The sequence below is a fragment of the Streptomyces sp. ALB3 genome (assembly GCF_044385685.1).
Taxonomy (GTDB): Bacteria; Actinomycetota; Actinomycetes; order Streptomycetales; family Streptomycetaceae; genus Streptomyces.
Genome location: NZ_JBISCE010000008.1, coordinates 253548 through 269533 on the forward strand (window position 1 = coordinate 253548; position 15986 = coordinate 269533).

Here is a 15986-nt window from a genome sequence, read left to right on the forward strand (position 1 = left end):
CTCGGGCCGCGTCTCCGTAACGCCACGCCGGTCACCCTGTGTCTGCGATGATGCGGCGGGGAAACAACCGGGCGCTGGGGGGCGTATGGGAAGCACGGGTACGGTGCTGCGCGAACTGCGCGGCGCACAGAAGTCGTCCAAGGGTGTCTCGCTCTACTCCAGGTACGTGAACCGGCCGGCCGGCCGGCTGCTCGCGGCGGGTGCTCACCGCGCCGGGCTCTCGCCCAACCAGGTGACGCTGACGAGCGCCGCGTTCACGTTCACCGCGATCGCGGGAGTGGCCGTCCTGGAGCCGTCCTGGTGGCTCGGGGTGGCCGTCTACGCGGGTCTCGCCGTCGGCTTCGCCTTCGACTCGGCCGACGGGCAGCTCGCCCGGCTGACCGGGCGCGGCGGTCCGGACGGTGAGTGGCTCGACCACGTCGTGGACTGCGCGAAGATGATCCTCGTCCACAGCGCCGTGCTGATCTCGTTCCACCGGTTCGGCGGCCTGCCGGGCGGGGGATGGCTGCTCCTGCCGCTCGGTTTCCTCTTCGTCGCCGTGCTCACCTTCTGCGCGGGACTGCTCAGGGAGCAGCTGGGCAAGGCGGCGGCCCGCGCCGCACCGGCTCCGTCCGGTTCCCCGGCTCCGGTGTCCAGGGTCCGGGCCGTGGCCCTGCTGCCCGCGGACTACGGGGTCTTCTGTCTCGTCTTCCTGCTGCTCGGCGCACCCGGGGCCTTCCGGGCCGGGTACGCCGTGCTCGCGGCCGTGCACGCCTTGTTCCTCGTGGCGTTCCTGGTCAAGTGGTTCAGGGAGCTGAAAGCGCTCCGGGCCGGGTGACGAGTACGTCCAGTGCCCGGCGCAGCTGGGTGCTGGACGTGTGCACCGTGTACGGGAAGTAGACGACCTCCACCCCGACCTCGGCGAAGTCACGCTCCAGGCGCTGTCCCTTCTCGGTACCTCGCCAGTCGTCGCCCTTGAAGATGACGTCGAAGCGGACCTGCTGCCAGGTCTCCACCTTGTCCGGAACGGTCTCCACGAACGCCGCGTCCACGTACCGCACACTGCGCACGATCTCCAGCCGTTCGGGCAGCGGGATCACCGGTGTGTGGCCCTTGGCCAGCGCGGCCATCTCGTCCGAGACGACTCCGGCCACCAGGTAGTCGCACTGGCTGCGGGCGTGGCGCAGGATGTTCAGGTGACCGACGTGGAACAAGTCGTACACCCCCGGCGCGTAACCGACTCTGTGCTGCACCATCCGTTCTCTCCCCCCACGGTGGAACTGGTTCAACGACCTTACTTTGAAGAACACTTGTGCATCCCGTGAACGGATAAGCTCGGAGAAGAGGCTGTTCCGGGGGGAAGGCGATCATCCGTTGTCCGCTGCTGAGCATCAGAGGCCGTTCGAGAACCGCAGACTTCTCGTGGTGTCCACCAACTACGCCCCCGAACTGACGGGCATAGGCCCGTACGCGACCCAGCTCGCCGAGCACTGGGCGGCGAGCGGGGCGAGGACCGAGGTCCTGACCGGTATGCCGCACTACCCCGCCTGGCGTGTGGACCCGGGGTACCGGGGAGCGTGGCGCAGGGAGGAGAACCGTGAGGGTGTGCGTGTGCACCGGCGGCGCCACTACGTGCCGTCACGTCAGACGGCGCTGAGACGAGCGGCCTTCGAGGCGTCCGTGCTCGCCCACGGGATGCTCGCCCCTCCGCCGGGCCGCCCCGACGCCGTGATCTCCCAGATGCCGAGCCTGGCGGGAGGCGTGATCGGTGCCCGGCTCGCGCGCCGCCACGGCGTGCCCCACATACCCGTCGTCCAGGACCTGATGGGCGCCGCCGCCGCGCAGAGCGGTATCCGCGGGGGAGACAGGGCAGCGGCCGTCGCCGCCGGGGCCGAACGGTACGCACTGAGCGGCGCCGCCCTCGTCGGCGTCATCCACGAGAGCTTCGTGGAGGGCGTCACCGCCCTCGGCGTCGACCCGGGGCGCGTGCGTGTGGTCCCCAACTGGACCCATGTGCAGAGCCCTTCGGCCGACCGCGCCGCCACCCGGGCCCGGCTGGGCTGGGCCGAGGGCACCCCCGTCCTGCTGCACTCCGGGAACATGGGCCTCAAGCAGGGGCTCGACGTGCTGACCGGCCTCGCACGGCTGGCACCGGACATCCGGGTCGTCCTCATGGGCGACGGCAACCAGCGCGAAGGACTGCGCGAGCGTGCCGCGGGGCTGCCCAACGTCGACTTCCTGCCGCCGGCCGGCGCGGAGGACTTCACCGATGTGCTCGCCGCCGCCGACGTGCTCGCGGTGACCCAGCGGGCGTCCGTGCTCGACATGAGCGTCCCGTCCAAGCTCACCTCGTACTTCGTCTCCGGACGCCCCGTCGTCGCCTCCGTGGCCGGCGAGGGCGGTACGGCGGACGAGGTGCGCCGTTCCGGTGCGGGGGTCCTCGTGCGGCCGGAGGACCCGGCCGCGCTCCTCGCCGCCGTACGGCGCCTGGCCGCCGATCCGACGGCCGCCGCGGAACTGGGAGCACACGGCCCGCGGTACGTCGCACAGCACCTGGGCAAGGAAGCGGGCCTCGCACGGTTCGACGCCCTGCTCACCGAAGCACTCGGGAGCGCACCGGCCGGGGCCCCGGGAACCGGCGACACACGAGGGGAAGCACGCCGATGACGCATCAGATCCGGCCCCCGGACGACCATGACGAACCGGCACTGCTGCGCGATCAGTTCCGCCAGCTCCTGCGCTACCGCGCGCTGCTCGCCGGGGGCGTCGCCGTGGGCCTCCTCGGCGGAGGTTTCCTCGCCCTGAGCGGCGACGACACGTACACGGCCGCCGGCGAGGTGCAGGTGCGCTCCGCGACCGCCGACCCCTTCGCCACCGGCGCGTCCGCCGACAAGGGCATCAACATCGGCTCCGAGCGGCAGACCGCCGTCAGTGACACCGTCGGGGAGCTCGCCGCCGGGACGCTGCTCAAGAAGGGCGACGACGTCACCGCCCGGAAGCTGCTCGCCGGGCTCCAGGTCACCAACCCGCCCAACACCCTCACGCTCCGCTTCTCGTACACCGGGGCCACACCCGAGCAGGCCCGGTCCCGTGCCGAGGCCCTCGCCAACGGCTACCTCGCGCACCGCAAGGCGCGCACCGAGGAGAGCATCGAGAACATGGCGAACGGGTACCGCGCCCAGCTGGACCCGCTCGAGGAGAAGCGGGACCTGCTGGAGAAGCGGACCGGGGTCGACGCCGCGGACGACGTCAGCAGCGCCCGCGCCAACATCATCGTCTCCATCTCCGAGCTGAGCCGGAAGATCTCCGAACTCAAGGCGCTCGACACCACCCCCGGCTACCTCAACAAGAAGCCCGTCGCCCCCACCGAGCCCGCCGGAGCGGGCCTGCCGCTGCTCCTGGGGCTCGGCGCGGTCGTCGGCCTCGCCCTCGGACTGCTGCTGTCCTGGGTGCGGCTGGTCTTCGACCCCGCCGTCCGCTCCCCCCGCGAGCTCGTCCGCTCGCTCGGGGCCCCGCTGCTCGGCACGCTGCCCAGGGAACGCGCCGCCGCCGGAACCCTCCTCGCCATCGGCCGCAGTGGTTCGCGGCTCGCCGAGGAGTACCGTGCGGTCGCCTTCAGGCTCGCCTACGACCCCGCCTTCGCGGAACGGCGCAGACTCCTGGTCACCGCACCGCGCGGGGACAACGCGGCGGCGGCCGCCGCCGCGGTCAACCTGGCCGCCGCCTTCGCCGAGATGGGCCGTGACGTCCTGCTCGTGGAGGCCGATCTGCGCACCCCGTCCCTGGCCCGTGACCTGGGACCGGCCGCCCACGAGGTCCGGCCGCCGCGCTGGGCCGCGGAGGAGGGCGACCGCAGCTGGCCGGCGGGCGGACGTTCCAACGTGGACGTCCCTGGCTCCGGGGCGTTCGCCCTGGTGGCCGGGACCACCGCGGACAACGTGCCGCGCGCCCTGACCTCGGCCTCCGTCGGACGGATCGTCGCTGAGGCGGACCGCCCCGGCGCCGTGGTCGTCGTCCTCGCCCCGCCGGTGCTGTCGTACGCCGACGCGGTCGCCCTGGTCGACCGGGTCGAAGGGGTCATGATCGTCTGCGACCCGCGCGAGGTGCACCGCAGCGACCTGGAACGCATCCGCGAGATCATCGGCGCCTCCGGCGGCTCGGTGCTCGGCGCCCTCCTCCACCCCGGCAGGCGCCGGCTGCGCCGCGCGGAGCGCAGGCCCCCGCCCGGCAGGCGCCGCACGGGCGGCGGGCCGGACGGACCGGTCTCCGACGCGGACGCGCCGGAGACCACCGGACGTCCCGACGAGACCATGGGGCTGCGCTCGTTCACCCTGCCGGGGGCGCGCCGGTGAGAGCCCGCACCGCGATCCTCTGCTCGGTCGCGGACCAGGGCGTGGCGGCGCTCACCAACATCCTGGTGCTCGTGGCCGCGGCCCGGCTCTCCACCGTGGCCGACTTCGCCCGGTTCTCCGCGGTCTACCTCGTCTTCACGGTGTTCCTGGGCGCCGCCGGCGCGTACACCGGCCAGCCCCTGGTCCTCCGGCGTGGCGCGGGCGAGGACACCCGGGGCGCATGCCGTTCGGCCGTCGTGTTCACCGTCGGCGCCGCGGCGGTACTCGGCGCCCTCCTGGCCGCCGTCTCCCTGGCGGTCCCGGGGGACACCGCGCGCGCCCTGGTGGTGCTCGGCCTCGTCCTGCCGGTGGTGCTGGGGCAGGACGCCGTGCGCTACGCCTTCTCCACCCTCCAGCGGCCCCACCTCGCCCTCTGTGCCGATCTGCTGAGACTGGCCTGCGCACTGGGCGCCCTGTCCGCGCAGGAGTACGGGGCCACCCCGGCCCGCCTGATCGCGGTCTGGGGCCTGTCCGCCCTGCCGGCCCTCCTCCTGTCAGCCGTGCTGCTGCACCGCTCGACCGGCGGGGTTCCGCTGCTGCTCCGCCCGATGCTGAGGCGCGGCCACCTCGGGCGGCGCTTCGTCGTCGAGTTCGGTGTCGGCAACGCCACCAGCCAGCTGTCCGTCCTCGGGCTCGGTGCCGTCGGCAATCCGCTCCTCGTGGGCGCCCTGCGCGGGGCGACCACGCTCTTCGGGCCGCTCAACGTGCTGTTCACCTCGGCCACGTCCTTCGGCCCGCCGCTGCTCGGCCGCATCGGTGACGAGCGCCGCCGGATCAGGGCCACCGCGGGACTCGCGGCCGTTCTCGCCGCGACCGCCGCGCTCTGGGCCACCACGCTCGCCCTGCTGCCCGACAGAGCGGGACGCGAACTGCTCGGCGACACGTGGCCCACCGCCGCCGCCCTGCTCCCGGCGACCGGCAGCCAGTACGCGGCGATGGCCGTCGGCACCTGCGGACTGCTCGCCCTGCGCATGCTCGACCCGCGTACGACGCTGGGCATCCAGGTGCTCTTCTCGCTCACCGCCGTGGTGTTCATGGCGGGGGGCTACGTCCTGGGCGGTGTGCCGGGAGCCGCCTGGGGACTGTGTCTCGGCTCCCTCTGCAAGGCCGCCGCCACCTGGACCCGGGTGGCGAGGCTGCGCCGCCGGAGCCCCGCGGAGGAGACGGTCAGCGCCGGCGCGCTGCCCTCCGCTCCCTGAACGTGGTGATCAGCACCAGGCACAGCGCGCCGATCGCCAGCTTCCCCGCCGCCTGGAGCAGCGGGCCACGCAACAGGATGAAGGTGTACCCGGCGATCAGCGGGGCCGCGATCGCCAGAACGCTGCCCGGCCCGGGGCCCGCCCGGGTGACGGCCAGCGCGTACCTGCGGTCCGTACGGGCCGCCACGTAACCGATCAGCGCCAGCCCGCCGATCATGCCGGGCGCCCCGAAGTCCACCCAGAACTCCGTCCACAGCGGCGCCGACAGGTTGGTCATGTTCATACCCATCCACTCGCCGACCCTGACCCCGGTGTCCTCCGGCTTCCCGCTCCACACCGCCCTGGGGACGAAGAAGAGCGCGGAACCGGCGAGTTGGCGGCCGTAGGTGTGGCCCCGGGTCTCCACCCAGGAGATGGTGTTGGCGAACATCACCGTCTGGTCGTAGTCCTTGGTCGCCAGGGGCTCGAACACGGAGGCCGACTGCACGGGCCGGTACCCCTCGTCGTCGTAGCGGAACCGGTCGGCGTACGGGAACAGCACCAGAGCGCCCACCACACCCATGGTCAGCACCGAGCGGTACATCGCCGCGCTGCTCGGGAACGCCGTGAAGAGCAGCGCGACCAGCACGGTCAGGAACCAGTAACGGGCGTTGGAGATCGGGTTGTTCACGACCAGGTTGACCGCCGCGAGCACCACCCACACCAGCACCGTCGCAGGGGAGCGCCGCGCCCGTCGCGAGGTCACCAGACGCCGGGTGAAGAAGAGGAACGCCAGCAGCGCCGGGACGGTGCCGAAGCCCTTCAGGAAGGCGGAGCCGACGTTCGACTCCGCCGAGGCCACCCCGCTCTGCGCCACCGTGTCACTGATCTCCTGACGGCTGGAGAAGAAGACGCCCGGCCCCCCCAGCTTGAGCACGTAGTACCCGCTCGCCAGCAGCGCGACCACCACCAGCAGCCGAAGCCGCACCGGGTGTGCCACGGCCGGCCCCCCCGAGCCGCGCGTGACGGCGCGCCGCCGCAGCGGCCTGCGCGAGGCCAGCAGCGCCCCGAGGTCGAACGCCGCGCACCCCACCAGGATCATCGCGATCGCCGTCACCAGGTCCTGGCGCGGTCCCACCATCGGCGTCGGGGTCTGCCCGATCACCAGCTGGGCGAACGGCGCGACGCCCATGGCGATGTACACGAACATCCAGAAGACACCCTGGAGCAGCCGCCGCCGGGTGGACAGGATCATCGTGGCGAGACGGGCGCCCGCGTAACACGTCAGGACGAGCTGCAGCCAGTAGGCGGTGTCCCGTACCCCCGCGCCCGGCTGGGCGGCGATCACCGCGGGGAGGAAGCAGACCAGGCCCAGGATCAGCGGCACGGACACGGCTCGCGAGAGCATCGCCCAGGTCGGAGGTCTTGCCGGAGGTTCGTCCGGCGGGCGCGGAGCCCCCGGCGGGGCGGCAGCGGTCCCCACGGACTCCTGTACGGACGTCATGACCCCCCGATCACCGGCCCCGAAGGCCCCGTTCGCCGGGCTCCCGGCCCCTGAGCACTCTAACGAATCAGCCCACTCGAGGTGATGCGATGACTAGTCTGTGAACAGTCGGCCGAGGTTGAGGGGAACCCTGGTGAAGGTCCTGCACATCGTCACTCTGCACACACCGGACCACGCGTTCGGCGGCCCGACCAGGGTCGCGCTCAACCTGTCGAAGGTCCAGCGGGCCCACGGCGACGACGCCCGCATCATGGCGCTGGGAGACGGTTTCGGGGACGCGCTGCCGGGCGAGGTCGAAGGAGTGCCCGTCCACCTCTTCCAGGCCCGGCACCTGCTCCCGATGTTCGAGGTCAGCGGCATCACCTCCGGCGCCCTGCTGCGTACGGCGCGCCGCATGATGCGCGGCGCCGACCTCGTCCACGTGCACCTGATGCGCGATCTGGTGACCCTGCCGGCCGCACTGCTCGCCCTGGCCACCCGCACCCCGCTCGTCGTCCAGACACACGGCATGGTCGACCCGACCGAGAAACGGGTCGCCCAGCTCACCGACCTGCTGGGTGTGCGCACGGTGCTGCGCCGCGCCGACGCCGTGCTCCACCTCACCGAAGCCGAGCGCCTCGACGTGAACGCGGTCGCCGCCCCCGTCGCCCTGACCCGCACCGTGCGGCTCGTCAACGGCGTACGGCCGCAGGAACGCAAACCCGCCCGCGAGCCCGGGCGCCCGCCCACCGTCCTCTTCCTGGCCCGCATCCAGGAGCGCAAGCGCCCCGAGGACTTCGTCGCCGCCATGCCGGCCGTCCTGGCCAGGCACCCGGACGCCCGCTTCGTCCTCGCCGGACCGGACACCGGCGCACTCCCCGGCACGCTCGCGCTCGCCCGCGACCTCGGCGTCATGGACGCTCTGGACCATGTGGGTCCCCTCGGCCACGAGGAGGTGCTCGACGCGGGCCGGCAGGCCGACGTGTACGTCCTGCCGTCGATCGAGGAGCCGCTCGGCGTCTCGGTCCTGGAAGCCATGTCCGTCGGTACGCCGGCCGTCATCACCCGGACCTGCGGGCTCGCTCCGGACGTGGCGGCGGCGGGCGCGGGCAGAGTGATCGACAGCAGGGTCGGTGAGGACGCGGCGAACGCCCGCAAGGTCGCCGAAGCGGTCCTGGAACTGCTGGAGCCCGGGGCCAACGACCGCGCGGGCAAGGCGGCGTGGAGCCTGGTCAATGAGCACTTCACGATCGAGGCCGTCACGCAGACCCTCCGGCAGACCTACGAGGACGTGGTCCGCCGGAGGGCGTGATGGATCAACCGGTCTTGCCCTCACGCGACTTGAGCGCGATCTGCCACCGGTAGAAGCTCATCGCGAGCGCGAAGTCCAGGCCCGCACGCCCGTCGAGGAACCCCCGCCGGTAGACGTACATGTAGGCGAAGGACACCAGCGGCTTGAACGGCGCCTTGTGGAAGAGCTGCCCCTGACGCGACTTGACCTTCCGCACCTGCTCCTTCACGTCGGGGTGGTGCTCCAGCCACGCCTCCCAGTCGGAGTACCGGTTGTGCCGCTCGAACCACGCGGTGACGGGGTCGAGGTCCTGGTGCTCGATGGGGTTGCTCAGCGCCTCGACCGTGGCCGCGACCGGCTGGTAGTGGCCCTCGACCTCTCCGATTCCCGGTGCCGCGAGGTCGCCGACCTCCGGGTAGTGACACCGGGTCCGGTCGGTCAGGGACCGCTTGCGGATCGTGTAGCCGTGCCGCAGCCTCTTCCCCGAGAACCAGTAGCCGAGCGGGATGTCGTACGCCGCCGGCTTCGGGCTGTCCTGATCGGCGAAGATCCTGCGCAGCTCGGCCAGCAGCCCGGGGCTGAGCCGCTCGTCACCGTCCAGCAGCAGGATCCAGTCCAGGTCGGTGCGGACGTTCTCCAGGCACCACTGCTTCTTCCGGGGGTGCCCCCCGTCCCAGGTGTACGTCACCACCTCGGCCCCGCACTCCTCGGCGATCTTCGCCGTGTCGTCGGTGCTGTGGGAGTCCACGACGACGACCGCCTCGAAGTGGCCGAGGACCGACTTCACCGCCTCGGCGATGTTCAGACCCTCGTTCTTCGTGGGGATCGCCACGGCGATGGGCAGCTTGCGCATCAGTTGTCTCCTTGCGGCAGCCAGGCGTAGCAGCCTGTGGAGGTGAAGGTGTGGGCGGAGTCCGGAACGGTGATCTCCACCCGCGCACCGGTGTCGGAGGAGCCCGAACCCAGCTCCTTGCCGTTCGCCCCGGTCAGCTGCCAGCTGCAGGCCTTCGTGGGGGACGGTGCCAGGTAGCCGCCGGGCCTGAGCTCCTTGCCGGTGTGGGTGCCGTCGGCGTGACCGAGCGCGGCCTCGTCGACGAGGGCCTGGTGCTGCGGGCACAGGTGCGCCACGGCGGGTTTCGCGTCCGCGATCTCGCCGGAGACGATCGCGGCGACCGCGATGTCCCGGTCGGCCTTGACCAGGTAGCGGAGTCTGTCGCAGGTCTCCTGGCCCGTCTGGAGCACCGCGGCCGGGTCCATCCCCTTGGGGACGCGGTCGGTCAGGTACTCCCTCTGCTTCTTCGTGAAGGACCCCGTGGCCGGGGTGACGTCCCCGGCGGACGCCTTCGGCGCGGTGCCGGGCTCGGTGGCCCGCGTGGAGGGCGGGGTGACGGCCGGGCCCGCCACGGAGGGCGCGGGGGAGGCCGCGACGGACGGCGTGCTGTCCGCCGCGGCCTCCACGCCCCGGTCGCCGGACCCGCCGGACGAGCCGCAGGCGGCCAGCACCGCCGTCGCGAGGGCGACGGCGGCACCGGCCAGGAACGGATATCTCATTCAGCCGTCCTCAGGGCGTAGTGCGCGCTGACCTGGGAAGCGCTCAGCGCGGTCGGGTACACCGCGGTCTCGTCGATCTGCCCGGCGAAGAAGTTGCTGGTCGGGCGGTTCGGCCAGTTGGCCAGGTTGTCGCCTCCGATCCGCCAGTAACCGGGGTAGTTCTCGTTGCCGGTGTAGAAGAAGTTGTAGGCCCTGAGCTGTCCGTCCACGTACAGGGACATGCCGCCGGTGCCCTGGGTGGCGACGACGTGGTGCCAGGCACCGTCGTTGAAGGCGCCGCTCGTGGTGACCGTGCGGTAGCCGCCGCTGTAGACGCCGAACACCAGCCGCCCGTTGTTGGCCATGTAGACCTGCTTGTCGTAGCGGGTGCTGTTCTGCATGGTCAGGTTGCCGAACCCGATGACCTTCCCGCCGCGTGTGGTGGTGGTCTTGATCCAGGTCTCCACGGAGAAGCGGGTGGGCGAGGCGTGCAGCTTGTTGCTGTAGGCGTACTCGGCCGAGCCGTCGAATGCGATGGCGGTCGATTCGCCGGCGATCGCCGCCGGGGTCTGCCGGTAGGCGGGCGCGTTGCGCAGGAATCCGTTGTTCAGCCCGCCCGTGGTGTCCGCCGCGAAGGTGGACGTGCCCTCGTCGTAGCGCCAGTACAGCGAGGCACCGTCGGACAGTACCCGCGCCGGGTAGCCCTGGGTGGACGCGGCGACGGTGGCCGACTGGGCGGGTGACTTGGCGCTGGTGTTGGTGCCGTCGCTCGCGGTGACACGGTACGAGTGCGTCTCACCCACCGCCACGTCGGTGTCGGTCCACCTGAGCTGCGGGCGGTCCCAGAAGAGCGAGTGACCCGTGACCGTGTGGACGGGTGTGCTCGCGCCGTCCTTGTAGATCCGGTAGGTCAGCTCCCCGTCGTCGGTGTCGAAGCTGGTCTGCCAGCTGACGTCGACACGCCCCGGGGTGACCGTGGAGAGACTGACGTTGGGCACCCAGGGAGCCCCCGTGTCGGGGCCGTCGGCGAACCGGGTCAGCCCCTGCTGGCCGGCCCCGTTGACGGTGGTGAACTCCCCGCCGACCCAGAGGTAGTGACGGCCCCCCGCGTCGGTCTGGGCCATCACCCGGGGGCCGACCGGCTCGCCGATGCCGTCGTTGGTGTCGGGGAACCACGGCAGGAGCGCCGGGTCGTCGACGGACTGCGCCAGCAGGTGCTTGCGCGGCTGGTCGGGGAAGCCGCCCATGCTGGCGCAGTCATGGGCGTGGCTACCGCTGTACAGCACGCCGGAGTGGACCAGGACGGCCTGGGTGGCGCCCAGGCAGGTGTCGCGCCACCGCTGCTGGTAGTCGTCGAGGTCGATGGCGATCCGGCCGTCGAACACCCCGCCGCCGGTGCCCTCGTTGGCGGTGTAGAGACCGGTCGCGTCCGTCGTGAGGTCCTGCACCGTCGAGGTGTTGGGGATGAAGCCGGGGTAGCTCTTGGTGAGCGCGCCCGTGGTGGCGTCCACGACCGCCAGGGCGTGCGAGGAGGTGCCGTTGACGGTGAAGAAGTCACCGCCGAGTGCCACGCGCTGCCCGTCGGGTGTCACCTGGACGGCGCGCGCCACCTCGTCGGCGTTGGCCGTCCACGGCAGCAGGTCGGCGCCCGTGGTGACCGCGGCGAACTTGTTCCTCGTCTGTCCGCCCACGCTGTTGAAGTCACCGGCCAGGTAGACGGTGTCCCCGGTGGCGTCCAGGGCCCGGACCGTGGCCGATACGGAGATCTTGAAGTCCTGGCGAGGCGCGCAGGTGGCGGTGTCGATCGCCGCGATGTTGCTGACGCCCTCCCCGTTGACCGCCCCGAACTGCCCGCCCGCGTAGAGGGTCGCGCCGTCGGGTGAGAGGGCCAGCGCCCGTACGGTGGCGGTCCCCGAGGACAGGGTGAACGACAGGTCGCACCCCGTGGGCGCGCCCGTGGCGGCGTCGAACGCCGCGAAGTTGACCGCGGGCTCCTCCGAGGTGCCCGCCGCGGCGTCCGGCGGCCGGATGGTGGAGAAGGTGCCGCCGGCGTAGACGACCCCGTCCGTCGCGGCCATCGACCAGACGATGCCGTTGGTCTGCCAGGTGGTGAGGTCGTCCGCGGTGATGGACACCGGCGGTGTGAGCGCCGCCGCCGGGGAGGCCCCGGCCGCTGTCGCGGTCAGGGCTCCGGCGAACAGGCAGAGTGCGGCGGAGGCGGCCCGCACACGGCCGCTCCCCCTCGATCTCCGCCCCGTGCTTCCGTTCATCATTCATCTCCGAAGGTGAGGACGAGCTGCGGCCGGTAGGCCGTGGTTGCCTCGCTCGACCAGATGCGGAGACTGTCCGTCCCGCTGCTGGTCAGGGCGAGTGAGGAGACGGAGCCGAGGGCCCCGTCCAGTGCGGACGCGTCCAGCTCCGCCGAATAACCGGTGGAGGCCGAGGTCGCGCCGGTGATGGTCCCCAGCACGGACGTGGAGAGCGCCGGCCGGGTGGTGTAGGTGACCGCCGATTCGGTCCACGTACCGGTGACCGGCACGATGCTGTGGCTGTCGGCCGAACCCGCCGTCGAATCCGACGAGGTGCGGAAGGTGAGCCGCGCGCCTCTGAGCACCTGGCCCGCGGGGGCGGGCGGCAGGGTGAAGCGCAGATAACCCAGGTAGGCCGTGGTCCCCCGGGAGGCGAGCTGGTTGTCGTCGTAGTTCGTGTTCGCCGCCACGCTGTTGACGTAGGCGTCCTCGTCCGGGGTGAGGGTGACGGTGCTGTCACCCGGGCCGGGGGGTGTGCCGGCCAGCTCGTGGTGTCCGGCGACCTGCGCGGCGGTCAGAGCCGAGGGGTAGACCGCGGTCTCGTCGACCTGCCCGGCGAAGTAGTCGCTCGCGGGGCGGTTCGGCCAGGCGCTGCTCATGGCGTCGCCGCCCACCCGCCAGTAGCCGTTGTACGAGCGGTTGCCGGTCGCCGGAGCCGTGCCGGCCACCCGCCCGTCCACGTACAGCACCATGCCCGACGGTCCCTGGGTGGCGACGGCGTGGTGCCAGGCCCCGTCGTTGTAGGAGCCGGCCGAGGTGATGGTGGGCCGCGTCCCGCCGCTCTGGACGCCGAACGCCAGCCGGCCGTCGTTCGTCAGGTAGACCAGCTTGTCGGAGATGCTGCTGGTGTGGCCGCGCTCCGTGCCGATGTTGTTGCCGTGTCCGACGATGCGCCCGCCGCTCGTCGACGTCGTGCGGAACCACGTCTCGACCGAGAACGGCGTCGGGGAGGTGTAGTGGTGCAGCCGGTCGCTGTAGACGTACTCGTTCGTGCCGTTGAGGGAGAGGGCTGTGGAACCGGCCACCGCGGACGGCGTGGCGCGGTAGGACGGCGCGTTGACGTACACCCCTCCGTTGCCGCTCGCCGAGGCGTCGGCGGCGAAGGCACCACCCGCCTCGTCGTAGCGCCAGTACAGGTCGGCGCCGTCCGCGAGCACCCGCTCCTGGTAGGGGGAGGCCGAGGACGCGGCGGTGACCGAGGCGGCGGCGGAGAGCCCGCTGGTGTTCGTGCCGTCGCTCGCCGTGATCCGGTAGCTGTACGTCCGGCCCGCCACCACGTTCCGGTCGGTGAAGGTCAGCTGCGGCCGGCTGAAGAACAGTGAGGAGCCCGTCGTCGTGTACACCGGCGTCGCACCGCCGTCGCGGTGGACCCGGTAGGTCAGCAGGCTGTCGTCCAGGTCGAGGCTGCTGCGCCAGCTGACCTTGACCTCGCCGGCCCGTGGCGCGGACACGCTCACCGCCGGAGCGGCCGGCGCCCCGGTGTCCGGGGTGTTCGCGAACCGCGTCAGCGCCTGCTGGCCGACCCCGTTGACCGTCGTGAACTCACCACCGACCCAGAGGAAGTCCCGTCCGCCGCGCGAGGACACGGTCAGCGCGCGGGGACCCACCGGTTCGCCGATGCCGTCGTTGGTGTCCGGGAGCCAGCCCAGCAGATCCGGGTCGTCGACGGACTGCGCCGTCAGGTGCTTCCGGACCTGGTTGGGGAAGCCGCCCATGGTCGAGCAGTCGTGCACGTGGCTGGCCGCGTACAGCACCCCCCGGTGGACCCGGAGCGCCTGCGTCGCGCCCTGGCAGGTGTCACGCCACCGCTTGCCGAAGCCGTCGAGCTCCATGGCGAGCCGGCCGTCGAACGACGCGCCGCCCGCGCCCTCGCCCGCCGCGTACCAGCCGTCCGACTCCGCGTCCGTGACGATGTCCTTGATGACGGCGGAGGACGGGATGAACGTGGCACCGTAGGCGCGGGTGACGGCACCTGTGGAGGGGCTGGTGACGGCGAGCGCGTGGGAGGCGGTGCCGCCGACGGTGAAGAAGTCACCGCCGATGAGGACGTCGTCCCCGTCCGGCGTCACCCGCAGGGTGCGGCCGGGCTCGTCGGCGCCGGGGTTCCAGCCGGTGAGTGCCCCGGACGCGGTGACGGCGCCGAAGAAGCCCCGGGGCGTGCCGTCGACCGTCCGGAAGTCACCGCCCGCGTAGACGGTGCCGTCCGCCGCCACGTCGAGGGCACGCACCGTCGCCCCGAACTGCGGCGAGAAGCCCGGGCGCGGCCGGCAGGTGGCGGTGTCGATCGCGGCCAGACCGTTGACGGGCGTCCCGTTCACGGCGTTGAAGTAACCGCCGGCGTAGAGCGTGGCCTTGTCGGGCGACACGGCGAGCGCCCGGACCGTGGCCGTGCCACTGCCGCGCGTGAAGGAGAGCGAGCACCCGGTGGGCGCGCCGGTCGCGGCGTCGAACGCGGCGAAGTTCACGGCGGGCGTCGTGCCGCTCCCCGCCGGGGAGCCGGCCGGCCGGATGCTGGAGAAGGTGCCGCCCGCGTAGACCACCCCACCGGCCTCGGCGAGTGTCCACACGATGCCGTTGGTCTGGTACGTGGACAGGTGGTCGGCGGTGAAGCCGACCGGCGGGGTGAGCGCGGCGGCCGACGGGGCGGAGAGGGCCGTGAGAGTGCCCGCGGCGAGGCCCATGACGGCGGCGAGGACGCCGCCCCGGGTGCGTCTGAGACGTCTGCTCCCCCTCATCGGTCCACCCGGACCGCGGACCCCGCGAGCTGGTCGCTCAGCTGACGGATGTCCGCGTCCACCATGATCCGGGCCAGCTCGCGCGACTTCACCTCCGGCTTCCAGCCGAGGAGTTCCTCAGCCTTGGACGCGTCACCGATCAGCGCGTCGACCTCGCTGGGACGCTCGTACTTCGGGTCGTAGCGGACGTGTTCCGCCCAGTCGAGCCCCGCGTGCTCGAAGGCGTACTCGAGGAACTGACGGACGCTGACCCCTTCTCCGGTGGCCACCACGTAGTCGTCGGGGGTGTCGCACTGGAGCATCCGCCACATCGCCTCCACGTACTCGGGGGCGTACCCCCAGTCGCGTACGGCGTCGAGGTTGCCCAGATGCAGCCGGTCCTGCAGACCCGCCTTGATCCTGGCCACCCCACGGGTGATCTTGCGCGTCACGAAGGTCTCCCCGCGGCGCGGGGACTCGTGGTTGAACAGGATCCCGTTGGTGGCGAACATGCCGTAGGCCTCACGGTAGTTGACCGTCGCCCAGTAGGCGTAGACCTTGGCCACGCTGTACGGGCTGCGCGGGTGGAACGGGGTCCTCTCGTTCTGAGGCGGCGGGCTGGCGCCGAACATCTCGGACGAGGACGCCTGGTAGACCCGGGTGTCGATGCCGCTGGCCCGGACCGCCTCCAGCAGGCGCACCGTACCGAGGCCCGTGACGTCCCCGGTGTACAGCGGCGCGTCGAAGGACACCCGGACGTGGGACTGGGCACCGAGGTTGTAGACCTCGTCGGGCTGTATGTCCCGCAGCAGGTTCACCAGAGCTACGCCGTCGGAGAGGTCGGCGTGATGGAGCACGAACGAGCGGTCCGCTTCCTCGGGCCCCTGGTAGATGTGATCGATCCGCTCCGTGTTGAAGCTCGACGAACGGCGTATCAGGCCGTGGACCGTGTACCCCTTCTCGAGCAGCAGCTCCGACAGGTACGAACCGTCCTGTCCGGTCACACCTGTGATGAGTGCGGTCTTCGCCACGACTTCCCCCCTCTGTGGTCGCCCTGTGGGCGATGTGGTTCACCGAAATATCTGGATGTGAGCGGAATGCGGCAAAGGGT

The 15986-nt window shown here is 71.9% G+C and carries 12 protein-coding genes; 5 read left to right on the plus strand and 7 right to left on the minus strand.

Translation table 11 applies throughout. From position 1 onward, the window contains the following. Window positions 1-85 precede the first annotated feature (85 nt). Window positions 86-817, plus strand: a complete 732-nt coding sequence (locus ACHFIV_RS08025) for a CDP-alcohol phosphatidyltransferase family protein (protein ID WP_398965057.1) — start codon at window positions 86-88, stop codon at window positions 815-817. On the opposite strand, the gene ACHFIV_RS08030 is transcribed toward ACHFIV_RS08025, so the two are convergent. Further along, the gene (locus tag ACHFIV_RS08030; protein ID WP_203183039.1) at window positions 786-1235 is read right to left on the minus strand and encodes an adenylyltransferase/cytidyltransferase family protein; all 450 of its coding nucleotides are present in this window, start codon (window positions 1233-1235) and stop codon (window positions 786-788) included. The genes ACHFIV_RS08025 and ACHFIV_RS08030 overlap by 32 nt on opposite strands. 166 nt (window positions 1236-1401) lie before the next feature. Here ACHFIV_RS08030 and ACHFIV_RS08035 point away from each other — a divergent pair, with 166 nt between their 5' ends. Genes ACHFIV_RS08035 through ACHFIV_RS08045 form a run of 3 tightly spaced genes read left to right on the plus strand, consistent with a single transcriptional unit; the run spans window position 1402 to window position 5569 of the window. Further along, window positions 1402-2646, plus strand: coding sequence for a glycosyltransferase (locus ACHFIV_RS08035; protein ID WP_398965955.1), 1245 nt, complete (start codon window positions 1402-1404; stop codon window positions 2644-2646). Further along, on the plus strand, window positions 2643-4331 hold the full coding sequence (locus ACHFIV_RS08040; protein WP_398965059.1) for a lipopolysaccharide biosynthesis protein: 1689 nt from the start codon (window positions 2643-2645) through the stop codon (window positions 4329-4331). The genes ACHFIV_RS08035 and ACHFIV_RS08040 overlap by 4 nt, the downstream gene beginning before the upstream one ends. Next, window positions 4328-5569 carry a hypothetical protein gene (locus ACHFIV_RS08045; RefSeq protein ID WP_398965061.1) on the plus strand — a complete coding sequence of 414 codons (1242 nt, stop codon included), beginning with the start codon at window positions 4328-4330 and terminating at the stop codon, window positions 5567-5569. Before ACHFIV_RS08040 ends, ACHFIV_RS08045 begins: the two co-directional genes overlap by 4 nt. Here the strand turns inward: ACHFIV_RS08045 and ACHFIV_RS08050 are convergent. Continuing rightward, window positions 5538-7052 carry a hypothetical protein gene (locus tag ACHFIV_RS08050; protein ID WP_398965062.1) on the minus strand — a complete coding sequence of 505 codons (1515 nt, stop codon included), beginning with the start codon at window positions 7050-7052 and terminating at the stop codon, window positions 5538-5540. The two genes, ACHFIV_RS08045 and ACHFIV_RS08050, sit on opposite strands and share 32 nt — an antisense overlap. A 133-nt stretch (window positions 7053-7185) precedes the next feature. On the opposite strand from ACHFIV_RS08050, the gene ACHFIV_RS08055 reads away from it, so the two are divergent. After that, window positions 7186-8343 carry a glycosyltransferase gene (locus tag ACHFIV_RS08055; RefSeq protein WP_398965064.1) on the plus strand — a complete coding sequence of 386 codons (1158 nt, stop codon included), beginning with the start codon at window positions 7186-7188 and terminating at the stop codon, window positions 8341-8343. A gap of 4 nt (window positions 8344-8347) precedes the next feature. On the opposite strand, the gene ACHFIV_RS08060 is transcribed toward ACHFIV_RS08055, so the two are convergent. The 5 genes from ACHFIV_RS08060 to gmd are packed head-to-tail and all read right to left on the minus strand — an operon-like array spanning window position 8348 to window position 15906. Then, a complete protein-coding gene (locus tag ACHFIV_RS08060) occupies window positions 8348-9175 on the minus strand; it encodes a glycosyltransferase family 2 protein (protein ID WP_398965066.1) in 828 nt (275 codons plus the stop codon). After that, a complete protein-coding gene (locus ACHFIV_RS08065) occupies window positions 9175-9873 on the minus strand; it encodes a hypothetical protein (RefSeq protein ID WP_398965068.1) in 699 nt (232 codons plus the stop codon). Before ACHFIV_RS08065 ends, ACHFIV_RS08060 begins: the two co-directional genes overlap by 1 nt. Beyond that, window positions 9870-12125: a LamG-like jellyroll fold domain-containing protein gene (locus ACHFIV_RS08070; protein ID WP_398965070.1), complete on the minus strand. Its 2256-nt coding sequence runs from the start codon at window positions 12123-12125 to the stop codon at window positions 9870-9872. The genes ACHFIV_RS08065 and ACHFIV_RS08070 overlap by 4 nt, the downstream gene beginning before the upstream one ends. Next, entirely contained in the window at window positions 12122-14896 is a 2775-nt protein-coding gene (locus tag ACHFIV_RS08075; protein ID WP_398965072.1) for a LamG-like jellyroll fold domain-containing protein, read from the minus strand. Before ACHFIV_RS08075 ends, ACHFIV_RS08070 begins: the two co-directional genes overlap by 4 nt. Beyond that, window positions 14893-15906: a GDP-mannose 4,6-dehydratase gene (gmd, locus tag ACHFIV_RS08080; RefSeq protein ID WP_398965074.1), complete on the minus strand. Its 1014-nt coding sequence runs from the start codon at window positions 15904-15906 to the stop codon at window positions 14893-14895. Before gmd ends, ACHFIV_RS08075 begins: the two co-directional genes overlap by 4 nt. Window positions 15907-15986: the final 80 nt, after the last annotated feature.

Coding starts and splice junctions, on each gene's coding strand:
- ACHFIV_RS08025 (WP_398965057.1), top strand. CDS start 86: ATGGGAAGCACGGGTACGGTGCTGCGCGAACTGCGCGGCGCACAGAAG.
- ACHFIV_RS08065 (WP_398965068.1), bottom strand. CDS start 9,873: ATGAGATATCCGTTCCTGGCCGGTGCCGCCGTCGCCCTCGCGACGGCG.
- ACHFIV_RS08050 (WP_398965062.1), bottom strand. CDS start 7,052: ATGACGTCCGTACAGGAGTCCGTGGGGACCGCTGCCGCCCCGCCGGGG.
- ACHFIV_RS08075 (WP_398965072.1), bottom strand. CDS start 14,896: ATGAGGGGGAGCAGACGTCTCAGACGCACCCGGGGCGGCGTCCTCGCC.
- ACHFIV_RS08030 (WP_203183039.1), bottom strand. CDS start 1,235: ATGGTGCAGCACAGAGTCGGTTACGCGCCGGGGGTGTACGACTTGTTC.
- ACHFIV_RS08070 (WP_398965070.1), bottom strand. CDS start 12,125: ATGATGAACGGAAGCACGGGGCGGAGATCGAGGGGGAGCGGCCGTGTG.
- ACHFIV_RS08060 (WP_398965066.1), bottom strand. CDS start 9,175: ATGCGCAAGCTGCCCATCGCCGTGGCGATCCCCACGAAGAACGAGGGT.
- ACHFIV_RS08040 (WP_398965059.1), top strand. CDS start 2,643: ATGACGCATCAGATCCGGCCCCCGGACGACCATGACGAACCGGCACTG.